Source organism: Chengkuizengella marina (assembly GCF_009910845.1).
Classification (GTDB): domain Bacteria; phylum Bacillota; class Bacilli; order Paenibacillales; family KCTC-33759; genus Chengkuizengella; species Chengkuizengella marina.
This window is the reverse complement of sequence record NZ_SIJB01000004.1, coordinates 66639-83575: the sequence shown is the minus strand read 5'-3', so window position 1 is coordinate 83575 and position 16937 is coordinate 66639. Positions and strand designations below refer to the sequence as shown.

Here is a 16937-nt window from a genome sequence, read left to right as displayed (position 1 = left end):
TTAATTTTCGAATAGTTGTTAGATTGAAATTCTATTATTGTAGGTTATTTATAACATTTATGTGGAAATCATTGTGAGTATAGTTAGTTTCCTTAAAAGTACATAACTATCTTTAAATTCTGTTTATCTTAGGTAGGATTAAATTACGTTGTTTATTTAAAAGTTCTTTTTTTCACATATTATTATATCACAACATTTACACATTTTGATTAAAATTTTGGATTTTTCAGACACAATTGGGGATAACACCTAGAAAGGACACATTTAAAGAAGATAATAACATGAAAGAAAGTGCATTTCAGCAATTACTGAGATGCACTTTCTTTCATAAAAAATTTGATGCAGGATGATAATCAATACAAATTAAAGTTTTACGGGACATTTTCCTACCGCTTGTTCTTCTCCAAGTAATACTTTTGCTAAGGCTTCAATCATCATCGGCCGATTCTCGTAACACGCTAAAAATGTTTTAACCTCAGGATAAGCTTGTATATCATAAGGCGTTCTGATTGCAACAGTAATTAGTTTAAATTTCCCCTTTTCACAAAGTTCTGACAACATTTTAATCAATTCTATTTGTTTCGGGAAAGACTTAACATCATAAGTTGCTACTACGATTTGTTTAAAAGTTGAACTTATATTTAATATTTGATGAATTTTCTCATTGGTAACGTTAGAGTGGATTTTTTCTTCTACTAAACTCGTTATACTCAAATTTAGTATCTCTCCTAAACTAGTCTCCTGTTTTCCTACATCATCTACGGGACTTGTAAGTCTATCCTCTGGCCATATCACTAACGTTTTTTGACTAATATCCAAAGGTAGTTGATGAGTATTGTCTTTTACAAGAGTTACACATTTCTGAGTTATCTTTTGTACTATTTTTTGATGTGAATCTAATCCTATTTTCGATGATTCAAAATGGATATCATACTTTCCAATATCACGTTTCTCTTTTAATTTAATAATTCTATTTGCAGATTCATTAATTCTATGCTCAGAGATTCTACCTTCTTGAACGGATTTTAAAACTGCATTATACGCGATAACCTGTCTTTCAAATAAGTGACTAACTAAAATAATATCTGCACCAGCTTCAACTGCTAACACTGCTCCTTCAGCAATACCAAACTTTTCTGAAATGGCGTTCATCTCTAAGCAATCCGTAACAACTACACCATTAAAGTTCAATTTTTTTCTCAATAAACCGGTAACAATATTACTAGAAAGGGTAGAAGGTTTTCGTTCTGATTCCAAAGAAGGAAACATGATATGAGCCGTCATGACAGCATCAACCCCATGTTTAATTGCTTGTTTAAAAGGGACTAACTCGATTTCTTTCAATCTATTTAAATCATGTGTAATTTCTGGTAAAAATAAATGAGAGTCGACTTGTGTATCTCCATGGCCAGGAAAATGTTTAACAACAGCAGAAACATTAGCAGCTTGATATCCGTCAACCATCGCAGTACCCATATTTCCAACAAATTTTCCATCATCTCCGAAGGATCTTACGCCTATGACTGGATTATCTAGATTGTTATTCACATCGAGGCAAGGTGCCAAATTCATGTTAATTCCCATTGCACGCAATTCTGTACCTGAAATATATGCGGCTTGATAAGCTAAATCTGAATTTCCCGTTGCTCCCAATGCCATATTGCCTGGAATGAGGGTAACACCTTGGTCTATACGATTTACCATTCCTCCTTCTTGATCTGAACTAATAAATAAAGGAATGTCACTATTTTTTTCAGCCAATTGTTGAAGTGAAACTGATAATTGATGAACTTGATCAATAGAAGATACATTCCTTCGAAAATAAATAATTCCACCTAAGTGATATTTATGAATTAAACACTCAATCTCTTTGGAGGGCAGTAATCCATCAAAACCACACATCAACATTTGTCCAATTTTTTGTTCTAAACTCAAGTTTTGGATATCCAAATTGATACCTCCGTTCTTGAAATCGTATCTCAAATCAATTGTTGAAATTTATTTCTCAAATCAATTATAATTTCACACCTTCATCTCGAAATTTCAATCTATATTCTGAAGGTGATAAACCTTCATTTTTTTGAAACACTTTTGTAAAATATCTTCTTTCAACATATCCGATCATCTTACCAATTTTTGTAATGCTATGATCTGTCATGATTAACAATGACTTCGCTAGATCCATTCTTTGTTTGGTAACATACTCTATGAAAGTCATTTGAAAATGTTGTTTGAATAAAAGGCTAAAATAACTAGGACTGATTTTTAAGTGACTCGATAATTCATCAACACTTAAATCGGTTGATATATGATGTTGAATATAATCACCTGCTGAAATCATCAATACATCACTGCTTTTTTTATTACATATTTTATCCAAGCAAAAGTAAACAAGTTCATTTATCGCTTGTAACAGATCATTAATTGAACTGCTATGTTTAAGCATCTTCCAATATTTTTGTTCTTCTACAGAGTGAATAATTTCCAGCTCATTCATTTCTCTGATTAAATGCAAAATCATAAAATGTAAAACCTGTTGAGCTGTTTGATACGAATGTTTCGTTACGCTATTAATTTCTTCTATTAAATGTTCTAAACCTACCTCTACTTTGTTTCGATCTGATTGTTTTAACCCCGTAATTAGCTCTTTTACAACATACCACAAGGAAAATTGAGAAGTAGAGTGTGATTCACTCTCTTGTTTCATATATAATTTATTTGAACGAAACACTAAAACTGATTGTAATTTTTGATATGTTTCTGAAAGTAAGGACATCGTAACCGTTTTATCCCAAACCGCCGTATTGATTTTTAATTTTAAGTATTTTTGGATTACTTCTTCAAGATGCTCCACGTAATACTTTATATCATCAATATGTTTAAATGTTTTTAAATCACACTCAAATATAACACTCCATTCCCCATCCCGGGTTTGTAATACAATGGGGCGATCTATAAATTCTACCAACGTTTCATATAATACATTTCTAACCGCAAAATTCCATAACGTTTTTTCGTTCTTACTCCATTCCATTGATTTTTTAAAATAATTCTCAATATGTATTAAACAAAATTGATATTGTTTAGATTGTATAATGTTTATATCTTCATTTAGTCCTAATGTATACATTGGGGACGAAGAATAATTCATTATCATATCATAAAATACTTTCTCATAAGCTAAATCTGATATACTATCAAACTTTTGTTGCTTCATGATTGACTGTTTGCGCAGTTTAATTTGCTTTGTCATACGATAAATAGTATCTTCCAGTTTTAAATAATCGATCGGTTTCAAAATATATTCCCTTACTTGGTATTCAATCGCCTTTTGGGCATATTGAAACTCTTGAAACCCCGTTAATAATATAATTTCACAATCGTTATTATGTTCTCTAAGCTGTTTAATAAAAGTAAGTCCATCCATCACAGGCATTTTGATATCGCATAATATAAGATCAATTTTACTTTGCCTAGTGACAATATCTATTGCTTCTTGCCCATTTACTGCGGTTTCTACTGAGATAAATCCCATCTCTTCCCAAGGAAGAACCGTTTGCAAGTTTTTTACAATATGAATTTCATCATCAACAATCAACGATTTCAATTTCATGTCATCACATCCTTATCCAGAGGTATAACACACTTGATTGTTGTTCCATTCTCATCACTGCAAATGAAAATCCCATATGGAATTCCATAATGAATACGAACACGCTCCGCAACATTTTTGATACCTAAACCATGTATGACATAGGGATGTTGATTTAACTTCAAGTCTTTTCCATATTGGAACTTTTCTAAAATCTCATTTGGAATACCTTTGCCATTATCTTCAATATAAATAGCGATGTAATTTTTCTCTATTCTCCCTACAATCCGAATCTTCCCTTTTTGTTCTGCTCGTTCAAAACCATGCTGTATGCTATTCTCTACGAAAGGTTGTAAAGTTAGTTTTAAAATTCTAGAATCAAAAATCTTTTCAGAGATATCAAATTCATAATCAAAATGATCAATAAAGCGGAATTTTTGGATTTCCAGATAACTTCTGACATGTTCAATCTCTTGTTTTATTTGGATTTCTTCCATTTCTTGAAAACTAATCCGTAAAATATTCCCTAAACGCTGTACCATATGACTTACTTTTTTACCTTCATTCTGAATAGCTAACGCATTAATTGATTCTAAAGTATTAAATAAAAAATGAGGTTTAATCTGTGCTTGCATCAACATCAACTCAGCTTTGTTTTTTCTGTATTGCTCCTGTTTCACTTCCTCTATTAAGAACTGAATTCTTTGATTTAAATGATTAAATCCCCTTGCTAAAACCGTTCTTTCATCGTTCCCCTTCTCTTCAACTATCACCTTTAAGTTTCCCTTTTCTACTTGGCGCATCGCTTTTATAATTCGAATGATAGATTGAACAATACCTCTAACAAAAAACAAATTGTATAGCAGAGCACTGATAATACAAAAAGAAGTGATAAATGCTATCCATTTTAATATTGAATTTGTTTCTTCTGTTAAAAATGCCCAAGAAGTGACGGATATTAAATGCCAATCACCACCAACCATATCATTTAATCTTAGCCGATAACTAGAAACGATACTCTCCACACCATCAAAATCACTTTTTTCGCTAATAAATTTTCCATTTAAAGAAAATTTCGTAGGTATCAAATCAAAAATATGTTGACCTTCATATAAATTCTTCTGGTCGAAAAAAATCGTTCCTTGATCATTCACAATCAAAAAGTGTTGTCCAGGAATTTGACCATTTTGTTCGTAAGAATTAAAAATGTTTGTTAACTCTCGAAGATCAACCTGCATCATGATGATGCCTAAATTTTCAAGTGTATAAAAGTCCTTCACGACACGGACATGAGTATATAAACTGCTTGGAACTGAAAATGTCTCAATATCGTGTGGTGTTATCCAAATCGGTCTACCTGTGTAACCAAACATTTTTTCATAAACCTCGGAATTAAATAATTTTTCAAAAGAGACTGAATGTAAATTTTCACTTTTAGCTGATGATACTATTTCCTCCTCAAAGTTATATAATGTCGCCATTTGTACATTTGGATGGGTCAATAAACTTTGCAATATCCTTTTTTCTGCTTTAATTTGATTTAATTCACTTAATAATGGCTCTTTAAATAGTGACTGTATATCGTTACTTACAATCCAAGAATCTGAAAAATTGTTAATATCCTGAACAATATAACGAATGTTTTGAGAGACTGCATTTAAAGTCAATTTTGTTTGTTCACTATACTTTTCCTCAATAAATTGCAATGAAAAATAGTAACCTGTTAAACCAACTAAAAATAATGGGATAATGATGAATCCAAAAAAAGCGATTAATATTTTATGACTTAATTTCAAATTCACCCTATCCTTTCACGCTGCCAGCAGTTACCCCTTCAATAATTTTTTCCTGTAAAATACTATAGATGATGAGTACGGGTACAACACTAAACATAATTCCCGCAGATAACTGAGCATAATTAGTATTAAAAGCATCTCTGAACCCTACCATACCAACTGGTAATGTTCTTAAATTTTCACTTGATAAATAAAAGTTTGCCATAACAAACTCATTCCAGTTTCCAAGAAAATTTAGAATAAATACTGTGACAAGGGGAGGTATAGAGATTGGTAATACAATTCTAGTAAATAATCCTAATGCACCTAACCCGTCTATCATAGCCGCTTCTTCTAATTCACTTGGAATCGCTCGCATAAAAGCACAGATGATATAAATAGAAACAGGCAAAGCGAAGGTTGCATATGGGAAGATTAAAGCTAAATGTGTATTATATAAATGTAAATCCGTAATTAACTTATAAAGTGGTACTAACAAAGACCCAGTAGGAATTACGAGACCAAATAAAATAAACGTATAAAAGAATTTACTAAGGTTGATAAACTTCATTCTAGTAAGTGCATAAGATGTTGCAGCTCCAAATCCTAAAGTGATAACAGATGCAATGACAGAAATATAAAAACTATTAAAAAAATAAGTACCGATTTTTGCATTATTCCAAGCCATTACATAGTTGTCAAAATGCAAAGAAGAAGGGATGCCCCAAGGGTCTGTTACAATTTCAATATTGTTTTCTTTTAAAGAGGAGAATAGTACAAAAATAAAAGGTATGATTATTATAAGTATATACAACATTAATATAATATGAGAAAGGATTTTTTTCATTAGTATTCAATCCTCTCATTATTTTTTGTGCTCCATTGAAATAATCCTGTGATCACAAGTGTAAATATAAAAATAAGGATCGCGATTGCATTTCCATAACCATACTGATATTCACGAAAAGCTTCTTTAATCATATAAGTTGCCATCACGTCTGTTGTTCCAAATGGTCCACCTTCGGTCATCACCCACACTATATCTAACGCTTTCATAGCTCCTGCTATTGACAATAACATCACTACAATAATAATGGGACGAATTAAAGGTATAATAATTCTAGTAGATTTATTCCAATTTGTCGCCCCATCAATTTCTGCCTGCTCCAACAAATCTTTTGGTATTCCTAATATCGCTGCTAAAATTAATACAACATAAAAACCCGTCCATTGCCATGCATTTGTAATTAAAATAGAGATCATAGCCGTACTTTTATCAGATAACCAATATATTTTTTCAACTCCAAAAAGTGCTAAAAATTGATTTAACAAACCTGAATCCGGTTCATAAATAAACCCCCATAATATACCAATAACAGCTGTAGACAAAATAGAAGGAATGAATACCGCAGTTTTATAAAAAGCTTTAAATCTTTTTACTTGGCTAATTAATAACGATAGAAAGATAATTATAGGAAGCTGTATTACAATTGAAAATAAAATAAAGTAAATATTGTTTAAGACTGACAACCAGAAATCTGAATCAGTAAAGGCTTCTCTGAAATTTTCTATCCCATTAAAAATGGGTGGATTTAACCCATCCCAATCCGTAAAACCGTAATAAAAGGCTTGAATGACAGGCATACCCATAAATAAACAATAAAGTAATATCGTAGGTAGTAAAAATAAAATGTAAACTATGGGGTTTTTTAATGTTTTGTTCATCAGAGTCCACTCCAATTCTATATTAACCCTCAAAAGAAATAGAACTTTTCCATATTGTTACAAGTTTTATAAAAACCACCTTCTATCAAATTGTTGAAGGTGGTGATTAAATTTAGCTTTCTTGATTGGCTTTTTCTTGTACTTGCTGCACTTTTTCTAACATTTCCAGTGGATCAACATCATCACCAAGAATTCGTTGTATACCTTCCCCCAATATTGTATTCACTTCTGCTTGTATAACCCCATCAATTGCTGGAAAAGCTCCCCCAGCGGAATTCATCACTTCAATAATTTCTGACATTAATGGGTCTACTCCTGATAAATCCGCAACTTTCATTGATGGAAGTACATTATCTTCAATAAGACCTCTTTTTTGCATTTCTTCGTTGTACATACTTTTAATAAATTGTTTTACTGCTTCTAATTTTTTGTCATCGTCTGCAATGGTTGATGAAAAACCGTATCCATTTGAAAAACCAGCGTTTACTGCTGTTTGGTCACCAACACCATTTGGTACACCTGGCATTCCGAAGTAACCAATATCTCCAATCATATCACCTGCTTGTTCCGGATCTGTAAAGACAGAACTAGTCCAGCTGCCATCGAACATCATAACTGCTTCACCAGCAATTAACTGATTACGCTGCTCACCATAATCTAAACCTAGCGAACCTCGTTTAAAGTAATCTTTTTTTACGAAATCTTGCAGAAGTTCAAAAGCTGAGACCATTTCTGGATCTGTCCATTTGTGTGTTCCGTTAAGTAAACCCTGAATGGAATCAGGTCCTGCAGAGTGACCCACAAGCGTGTTCATTGTCATCATAGGTACCCATGCACCTTGTGCAGCCATTGCAAATGGTACATAACCGGATTCTTTTGATTTTAAAGCAATGTCTTCTAATTCATCCCACGTGGATGGAGGCTTCACTCCAAGTTCTTCAAAAATGGGTTTACTATAAAAATACCCTTCCGTAAAACCTCCAATTGGGAGACCATAAACCTCACCGTCAACCGTAAATTCATTCAGTTCAATAAATTGATCTATTAAACCGAGTTCTTCTAAAATACTGTTCAAAGAAAGTAATCGATCTGCTTTAGCGTATCTAATGGTATCCGCTCCTCCAAATAAATCAAAAATATCTGGTTGATTCCCTGCAGCCATTTCAGCTGGTAACTTATCAAAACGATTAACTTCATGATCAACAGCTTCTAGTTCATATGTGACATGTTCCAATTTGCTCTCTGCATCCGCTACTGCATCTTCCAAAAGCACCAAACGACTCTGTTTCCCTTCACCTATTTGGGTATGACGTAAAGTAAGTGTAATTGTTTCTTGATTATCTTCTTCTACTTTGGCAGACTCATCAATTGCTTTATCCTTAACTCCATCTGTTGAAGTCTCCCCTGTACCTGATTCACTACTACTACTACAACCAGCTAATACAATAGAACTTACAAACGTAACCATCATAAGTATTAATAATATTTTTTTCACTTCTTGACCCTCCTTAAGATATTCTTTAATAACAATTTGATTCTTGTATTCATTATAGGTATAAACAGGAGATTGAAGGGAGGTCTAAATAAAAAGAAAAGGGGATAAAATTCTCTTATCATTATATTAAATCAATTTTTTTTGATTTATTATTGACAAATATAGGATTGGAAGGTAACATAATTTATATCAATTTTTTTTGATTAATAAAATTTTCCTTTTTTTAAATTGTAAATAATTAGTGAATAGGAGGAATGAATGTGAGTAATCATTTGGAAAAAGATGTACGTGAACATGCTTCAAAAGAGTGTTGCGGTGGACCTCCCTCCACAAATGTTGACGCTTGCTGTGCTGCAGATGAAGAAGCAAAGTCTGCTGGACGGATGCGATTGTAACTCAGATGTAACTATTTCTAATTATATATAGTATCTGAAAAAATAGAAATCAATTTTTTGTTTATTAAATCAATTTTTTTTGATTATATATTTATCTCTTTTAAAATATGAATGGAGGTCATGACTATGAATAACAATTTACCAGTTGCAATTATTGGTGGAGGGCCTGTTGGTTTGGCAGCCGCAGCACATTTAGTACAACAAAATGAATCGTTCATTTTATTTGAATTAGGAAATGAAGTAGGTACAAATTTTTTAGATTATCATCACGTACGTTTATTTTCACCTTGGAAATATAACATAGATAAAGCAGCAAAGGATTTATTATTAAAACACGAAATCCCCCTTCCATTAGATGATGAGTTACCTTTAGGCGGTGAGATTGTTTCAAAATATTTAAAACCATTATCTAACCTACCTGAGTTTAAACCACATATTCATTTGAATAGTAAGGTGATATCTATTGGTAGAAAAGGATTAGATAAAGTAAAATCAAGTGGACGAGAGAAGATTCCATTTATGATTCATGTTCAAGAAAGTAATGAATACAAAATGTATGAAGCAAAAGCAGTCATTGATGCTACTGGAACATGGCAGAATCCAAATCCTATCGGTTCTGGAGGCATTCATGCAGAAGGTGAAAAGAAAGTAAAAAACCAAATTTATTATGGCATCCCTGATGTGTTGGATAAGGATCGAAATCGATATGAAGGGAAGACAACACTAGTTATAGGCGGGGGTCATTCAGCAATTAATGCTCTTTTAGAGCTTGCTAAACTTCAAGAGAAAAATGAAAATACAAAACTAGTTTGGGCTCTTAGAAAAAAAACAGTTAGTGATGGAAAGGAAAATGATGAATTACCAGCACGAGGTGAGCTAGGAACGAAAATTCAAAAGCTTATACAAAATGAAAAAATCATAGTTCATACACCCATGTTTATTCACTCCGTTCAAAATGGAACAAATCATAAATTAAGTGTTTTAGGTGTAAAAAATGATCAAAATTATACGATAAATGAGATTGATGAAATTATTTCAAATACAGGTTCAAGACCAAATTTTAATATGCTAAGAGAAATAAGATATGCAAGCGATTCTTCCCTAGAGTCTGTACCTGATTTAGCTGAATTGATTGACCCTAATATTCATAGCTGTGGAACAGTTAGACCACATGGGGAAAAAGAGTTGCGACAACCTGAAGAGGACTTTTATATTATAGGATCTAAAAGTTATGGTAGAGCACCTACTTTCTTATTAGCTACTGGATATGAGCAAGCTCGATCTGTTGTTGCTTATTTAACAGGAGATTTTGAAAGTGCTAAACAAGTTCAATTAGAGTTACCAGGAACAGGTGTGTGTAGTATCTCTAATGTAAAAAAAGAATCTTCTGTGGGATCTTGTTGATAAATTCACCAATATACCGCCCCACTTAACCTAGTTAATATTTTCAGTATGATGATGATAATAAGAAAGAGGCAAAGACAAATAAAAAGAACATCCCCATTTGTACTTTGTCTCATATCTTCTTGATAAGATTTTTTATGATATATTTTTGAAAATACATATAATAGCAATCCCCCACCTGTACTTGAAACGATCCAACTTATAAAACTTACATTATTGACAATCAATTGAAATGAACTAAACAAAACATAAAGTAGATATAAAGCAAAAGTAAGAACATAAATAAAACGAAATTTCATAAAAATCCCCCCATAGCTAAGTGTAAGTTGTTGATTAGGACACTAAGCTAGTCTTTATAAAAATATATTTTTATTTTTATAAAATATGAGGACAAAGTATTAGATACATATAGAATTGAAAAAGATGAAGAATTATTTTAGGTGCATATCATACTTACCAACACATAAAAAAGCTGCTTACCTTTAAAAAAGGAAACAGCTTTTTATTATTGTAATACTAATCTATAGTTACATTTGAAGTAACTACTTCTTTTTCTACTTTCACATCGTCTACTCCAGCTTCAACAAGACTTCCACTACTTGCATCTGCTGCTTCAAATTGGAGTTGAATGGTTTGACCTGCGTAGGAAGTCAAATCAACAGATTGGAAAGACCAGTTTGCATCTTGATCAATCCCTGCTCCTAGGTCTTCAAATATTGTATCCACAGATCCATTCTCTTGAACTACACTTAATCTGAAATAATCTGCACTGGTGGCATTGGAATAATGGCTAAAATAATAAGAGAACGATACGGATAAATTTCCATCTGTAGGTAATGTGATGTCAGGTGAAACAATAGTAGTATCACCACTATCGATATCATTCGCACCTACAGAACTGCCTGCACTTCCTCCTGTTACAAGATCATAGCTTCCACTTGTTGTTGTTCCTTGCTGTTTCGTTCCGCTATAACTAGTTGTTTCAGGATTTGCTCTTTCCCACATACCTGTTGTGGCTGTATCAGTTCCATTTGGATCTGAAGTCCAACCTTTATCCGTTTCAAAATCATCTTCAAATACGATTTCTGTCTCTCCTCCACCATCTCCTCCACAATATTGTGAAGCTTTGCCAATAACATCATAAGGACAATCTGCTTTATCAGTTAAGTATAGTATAGCATCACGGTTTCGTTCAGTTTCTCTTTGAATAATTTCATCTGGCGGATAAAATCCTGGATTAGAAGATGTAGGATACATTTCATACGTAAATGACATGATTTTATGTTCTCCATATGTCCAATCTGTCATATCACCATCTGTTATATATAATTCACTAGATTGTTGAGGAGTATAACCATTCATATTCGCCATCTGATTGGCTAACGTTACCATAACATCATGATCATCCTGTGTCATATCACTCGGTACATCCGTATAAGTGTAACCATATGGATATAATATTAATTCTCCATACGTATGGAAACTTACTGCTGTTGTAATTTGCATTTTACCATCAATGATTCTACTATCAACAAAGTTTCTTAATGCATTTGTTTCTGGGGCAGAAAATGGACTAGTTCCACGGTATGTATCACTACTTGTGTTACCGCTTGATCCCCCACAACATCCCCATCTGTATCCATAATTTCGATTTAAATCTGTGCCTACATAACTAGAACCACTATTAAGTTGACGATTTTTACGCCAGAAATCATAGCTCCCATTTCTTATATCATATTCTCCACCGTCTGGATTTAAGTTAAATACAAGAAAAATCTCTCTATTATCTACTAAGTTTGTAACTTCTGAATTCGTACCATACTCATCCGTAAATAGATTCATTAAATACAATGTCATTTCTACGGTTAAGTGTTCACGAGCATGATGAAGACCAGTGTATAAAACTTCTGCTTCATCTTCATCCACAGATGGATTATCACTAATTTTAACAGCCCATAACTCCCTGCCTTCGTATGATTGACCAATACTAAATTTCTCAAGAATATTTGGATGATCCAGTGCGGCTTGATCAATCACATCTACCATCTCCTGATAATTGTGATAGCCACTATCTGAATTAGGGAAATCCAAAGCTTGAAATTGATCATTCGTCATTTGTTCAGTTAGAGAGAAATTTAATTTCTTTAAATCTTTCACTTCTGTGGGATGTGCGATAACAATGACATAATTTTCACCAATTTCTTCAATGACAACACCAGTCCTAGCAATTTCAGTTCGTTGTTCCTTTGTAGATACATTATCAATTCTGAACATAAGCGGGCCTTCTGCTTCCTTGTTTTGCACCTCTGAATTTGCATCAACGATTAAAGATACTGGTGTAATGAGCGGTGTTGCAACTAAGCAAAACATTAAAATCACTGAAAAACATAAACGATAACCTTTAAATGCATTCATATTAATCCTCCTTCTAGTGAATTCAAAACTATCATATTCATCATAACATCATATTCATCATAAATTTTTTATATGTGAATATATGGAATTGAAGCTAATTTTTTAGGAAATCCGTCTAATTTTTTACACACTAAAATAAATAAAAACCCCCATTACACCAAATAAAATGGGTAAGTGAGGATTCTTATCTTTTTCCTATTCTTTATGGTCTTACTTTCACTGATACCTGACCAGGCTTTACCTCTAATTCACTTACTACTAGATCTATAATAGAGACTGCTTCGCTTTTTTCAAGTTTACTTGTTTGTATCTCTACTTTCCATTGATCATCCTTCTCAGTCACCATTGCTTCTGGATAGGTCTGCATTAACTGCTCTTCAATATAATCAACCTTTGTCCCTTTGTCCTCCATAGCTTGGATATCATCATAAGCTTTTGTATAAGTTTCCATATTATCTGAAGTAGCTACTACTGCTAATAAAGTTTCCATTTCTTTTTCCATGTCTTCTAATCTTTGCATTTTAGCAGCAGTGTAATAATCTCCTCCTAATCCTTCCGTCTGAATTTGCTGTAAAACCTCTTCATCTGTTTTTGCAACGGTTTCCTCATTCATCGATTCTTCTGACACTACTTCCTCTAACCATTCTAATGAATTACCATCAACATCTTCAGTAATATTCGTAGAATCCATCCCAATTTCAGATTCACCCTCATTGATATCATTAATTACAGACTCATTTAACGTATCCATTTCATTTACATCTTCTGAAAATAAATAATAACCTGATAACACCACCATAATACTTAACATAGAAACAAGCCATATTGTTTGTCTTCTTGATCTCATTGTTAGACCTCCTAATTTTTTAAATTAAAATTTAATTCATATCTCCTCTATATAAAACCCCTGTATTTAGACCTTCACTTTTCTGGGGTGTTTTAATACTTCACTTTTTGGGGTGTTTTTTACCCTGACTGTTTTCTAGGATTAATTTGGATACGGTGACTCGGTACTTCTAACCCTTTTCGAACGGAATCTAATATCAATTGCTTCACCGTTAAATCCTCAGCACCATTGGCTACTATAATCACACCTCGAATTTGTGGTTTTATTTTCTTTACATAGATTGGTGTTTTATTACCTTCAACCTCAAAGAGAACAATTTCACCACTTCTAGATATATCCGTAATATGCCTTGTAGCACCATTTGTATCTTTTTCATTCGTAACTTGTTGTGAGTCTTTTTTATTTTCAAACACGATATTTTCTTCTGTTGATTCAATTGTGACCATCACATCAACATTTCCAACACCTACAATTTTTTCTAGAATTTCTTTTAATCTCATCTCATATTGCTCTTCGTACTCATCAAAAGGTAATTTTGATTTTTCTTCCCCTATAGCTGGTAGACTAGCAATCTCAGGAGAGGCACGATCACTTTGAGAATCATCTATACTATTTACGTTAATAAAAGAATTCATGATCATTAACATTACACCAATTAAACCAATGATGAGCAGCCATCTAAAGGTTTGTATTCTTTTCTCCCCCCCTTTTTCACCTCCTACCCATTTTTCGATGATTCCTAGCAGTTTTCCCAAAGTTAACCCACCCCCTTTAAATCTCATCCATTGTAGGTTTATATTTTACATTTATTTGATCTGAAGAAATGTCCCACTTGCCGATTAAGAAAGTAGTAATTTCAGTTTCCGTTTGTTTCATTTCTTCAGTTATTTCTTTTTGTTCTTTTTTTGCGTCGGCTTCAACTGCGTCACTTGCTTCAATATGTATATCAATAACTACAGGTTCTACTTGTTCTATCGGTTGTACTTCTGCTGCGTCCATTGTTTGTTCAGGTTGTTTGTTTTGTGATTTTAAAATGATAAATATCTCATCTAGCTTCAACTCATTATTCTCTTCAAACGAAACCACTACAGATACACTTTCAACAGCTACGGACATTTGATCTTCTAATTGCTTGTAGATCATATCCTCCATTTTAGTTTGAATTAACCTTGCTGTTTCCTGTTCATTCTGATTTTTTAATTGTTCTCCATCTTGTAAAATTTCTGACATCGATCCATATTCATTCGTGCTTACTTCGTCTATTTGAAACTGATTATTCAATTGATCAAAATTCCATTCCACCTTCAATAATGAAACGATAGGAGACAGAATCGTCATTAGAATGAATAGACTTATGACTACTTTTACATATCTCTGCATTTTATTGCTCGGTAAAATCAAATCTACGAAAGTTGCAAGAAGTATAACGAGAATAATTTCTCTTAACCAATTACTTAACCATTGCAGCAATCTACTTCCCTTCCTTCGTTATCTCATCATGACTGAAACGTTTCCAGCAGTAATTATGATCGTAATAGCTAAAAAGAACATCAAACCTACAGCAGCAAGCGCTGCAAATACATAAATCATACTTTTACCAATGGTGAAAAGGCATTTAACAATAGGACTATCCCCTAGCGGCTGCATGATCGCTGCCGATAAGTTGTATATTAAAGCCAATGTTAAAATCTTAATGGCTGGAAACACACATAAAAAAATGAGAATAACAACCCCAACTAAACCAATTGCATTTTTCACTAGTAATGAAGCTCCAATGACTGTGTCAGACGCATCCGAAAACATTCTTCCAATGACAGGGACAAAATTACTTGTGACATATTTGGCTGTACGAATCGTGACCCCATCACTCACTGCACTGCTAGCTCCTTGCACTGAAATTACACCTAAAAATACTGTGACTAATGCTCCAAAAATTCCTATACTGATATTTCGTAATAACTCTGCTAATTGACTCACATTGTATTTATCTGATATTGAGCTCACTATATGTAGAACTGCAGAAAAAAACAATAGAGGAAATACGACGGTATAAATCAAAGTTCCCGTTGTATGAATCATAAAAATGATCAATGGATGCATAATGGATGCTGTAGCAAAGCTACCCATCGAAACTAATAACGTTAATAACAGTGGAATCATGGCGATCATAAAGTGAATCATATTTTCTATCGCCGTTTTTGCATAACTGATTGCGACACTAAAACTATTGATGACGATAATAATAAGTACAATATATGAAATTGCATAAGCAACTTTACTTACGGAATTTCTTTCAAAAGCGCTTTGCAATGTTTCTAATATCATGCTAAACACTGCTAAGATGACAATCGTAACTAACAGCTTTCCATTGTATAAAATTTCATGTAAAAAATACTTAAAAAACCCCGTAAATACTTGTGAGAGACTAAAACCTTCCCCTCCTGGTAAAATCATTTCCATTAAACTCGGATTATTTCCTGGAAAATAACCTCCATATTCTTTAAGAAGATTTTTCCAATATTGTTCTACTTCATCTGTATTTAAATTTTCTGTTGTTTCTTTTATAATGATGTCTGTTGGAGAATCAGCATATATGAAATCTCCTCCAATTAAACTGAAAATAGTAACTAAAAGACTAAATCCGATAAGTCGGACCATTTTTTCATCTCCCAAATCAAGTAGGTAATAGCTTTATAACTGTTTCAATAATGACAGTAATAATAGGGATAGCCATATATAAAATGAGAATTTTTCCTGCAAGCTCGATTTTTGAAGCTATAGATTCATGTCCAGCATCTCTCACAATTTGTGATCCAAATTCTGCTATGTAAGCTATCCCAATGATCTTTAAAATGGTTTTTAAAAATACCATATCTATATTTGATTGATCAGCTAACTTTTCCAGTAATTGAATGATAGAAGAGATCTTTCCTATTAAAAAAAGAAAAATAATAACACCTGTAAATACAGTTAATAGAAAAGCAAACAGAGGTTTTTGCTCTTTGATGACAAGTGTGAGAATGGTCGCAATAATCCCAAGTCCTACAATTTGAATGATTTCCAAAGCCTTCACCTACTGAAAAAGAAAAATCGTTTTAATTTCTTGAAATAAATCATCTAGTAATCTAATGACCATGAACAAAACGATTATAAAGCCAATCAATGTCGTCCAATGCGCAATATCTTCTTTACCCATCTGTTTTAGAACCGTATGAATCATTGAAATAATGATTCCAATACCTGCTATTTGAAAGATCATATTAATATCTACATTCATCTATTTCACATC

16 protein-coding genes are annotated in these 16937 nt (G+C 32.8%); 2 read left to right on the top strand and 14 right to left on the bottom strand.

Annotated features, from left to right (window positions below):
- Positions 1-363: 363 nt before the first annotated feature.
- The 6 genes from nagZ to ERL59_RS01130 form a co-directional block, all read right to left on the bottom strand.
- A complete protein-coding gene (nagZ, locus tag ERL59_RS01155) occupies positions 364-1950 on the bottom strand; it encodes a beta-N-acetylhexosaminidase (protein ID WP_235929756.1) in 1587 nt (528 codons plus the stop codon).
- A gap of 64 nt (positions 1951-2014) precedes the next feature.
- The gene (locus ERL59_RS01150) at positions 2015-3613 is read right to left on the bottom strand and encodes a response regulator (RefSeq protein WP_160643661.1); all 1599 of its coding nucleotides are present in this window, start codon (positions 3611-3613) and stop codon (positions 2015-2017) included.
- A complete protein-coding gene (locus ERL59_RS01145; RefSeq protein WP_160643659.1) occupies positions 3610-5388 on the bottom strand; it encodes a cache domain-containing sensor histidine kinase in 1779 nt (592 codons plus the stop codon). Before ERL59_RS01145 ends, ERL59_RS01150 begins: the two co-directional genes overlap by 4 nt.
- Before the next feature lie 7 nt (positions 5389-5395).
- The gene (locus tag ERL59_RS01140; protein WP_160643657.1) at positions 5396-6214 is read right to left on the bottom strand and encodes a carbohydrate ABC transporter permease; all 819 of its coding nucleotides are present in this window, start codon (positions 6212-6214) and stop codon (positions 5396-5398) included.
- Positions 6214-7092, bottom strand: coding sequence for a carbohydrate ABC transporter permease (locus ERL59_RS01135; RefSeq protein WP_160643655.1), 879 nt, complete (start codon positions 7090-7092; stop codon positions 6214-6216). The genes ERL59_RS01140 and ERL59_RS01135 overlap by 1 nt, the downstream gene beginning before the upstream one ends.
- A 112-nt stretch (positions 7093-7204) precedes the next feature.
- Positions 7205-8587, bottom strand: a complete 1383-nt coding sequence (locus ERL59_RS01130; protein ID WP_160643652.1) for an ABC transporter substrate-binding protein — start codon at positions 8585-8587, stop codon at positions 7205-7207.
- Between the two features lie 260 nt (positions 8588-8847).
- Between ERL59_RS01130 and ERL59_RS21225 the strand changes: the two genes are divergently transcribed.
- Entirely contained in the window at positions 8848-8982 is a 135-nt protein-coding gene (locus ERL59_RS21225) for a hypothetical protein (protein ID WP_268894479.1), read from the top strand.
- Positions 8983-9108: 126 nt separating this feature from the next.
- The gene (locus ERL59_RS01125) at positions 9109-10386 is read left to right on the top strand and encodes an NAD(P)-binding domain-containing protein (RefSeq protein WP_160643650.1); all 1278 of its coding nucleotides are present in this window, start codon (positions 9109-9111) and stop codon (positions 10384-10386) included.
- Positions 10387-10391: 5 nt separating this feature from the next.
- Here ERL59_RS01125 and ERL59_RS01120 read toward each other — a convergent pair whose 3' ends face one another.
- The 8 genes from ERL59_RS01120 to spoIIIAC all read right to left on the bottom strand — a co-directional run bounded on the left by ERL59_RS01120 (position 10392) and on the right by spoIIIAC (position 16925).
- Entirely contained in the window at positions 10392-10685 is a 294-nt protein-coding gene (locus tag ERL59_RS01120) for a hypothetical protein (RefSeq protein WP_160643648.1), read from the bottom strand.
- Positions 10686-10902: 217 nt separating this feature from the next.
- Complete coding sequence (locus tag ERL59_RS01115; RefSeq protein WP_160643646.1) at positions 10903-12801, bottom strand: M14 family metallopeptidase; 1899 nt, start codon at positions 12799-12801, stop codon at positions 10903-10905.
- Between the two features lie 202 nt (positions 12802-13003).
- Complete coding sequence (locus tag ERL59_RS01110; protein ID WP_160643644.1) at positions 13004-13648, bottom strand: SpoIIIAH-like family protein; 645 nt, start codon at positions 13646-13648, stop codon at positions 13004-13006.
- A gap of 119 nt (positions 13649-13767) precedes the next feature.
- Positions 13768-14403: a stage III sporulation protein AG gene (gene spoIIIAG, locus ERL59_RS01105; protein ID WP_235929755.1), complete on the bottom strand. Its 636-nt coding sequence runs from the start codon at positions 14401-14403 to the stop codon at positions 13768-13770.
- A gap of 16 nt (positions 14404-14419) precedes the next feature.
- Positions 14420-15118, bottom strand: coding sequence for a stage III sporulation protein AF (gene spoIIIAF, locus ERL59_RS01100; protein ID WP_160643639.1), 699 nt, complete (start codon positions 15116-15118; stop codon positions 14420-14422).
- Between the two features lie 18 nt (positions 15119-15136).
- Complete coding sequence (gene spoIIIAE / locus ERL59_RS01095; RefSeq protein ID WP_160643637.1) at positions 15137-16306, bottom strand: stage III sporulation protein AE; 1170 nt, start codon at positions 16304-16306, stop codon at positions 15137-15139.
- Positions 16307-16322: 16 nt separating this feature from the next.
- Positions 16323-16712: a stage III sporulation protein AD gene (gene spoIIIAD / locus ERL59_RS01090; RefSeq protein WP_160643635.1), complete on the bottom strand. Its 390-nt coding sequence runs from the start codon at positions 16710-16712 to the stop codon at positions 16323-16325.
- Positions 16713-16721: 9 nt separating this feature from the next.
- Positions 16722-16925 carry a stage III sporulation protein AC gene (spoIIIAC, locus tag ERL59_RS01085; protein ID WP_160643633.1) on the bottom strand — a complete coding sequence of 68 codons (204 nt, stop codon included), beginning with the start codon at positions 16923-16925 and terminating at the stop codon, positions 16722-16724.
- Between the last annotated feature and the right edge of the window lie 12 nt (positions 16926-16937).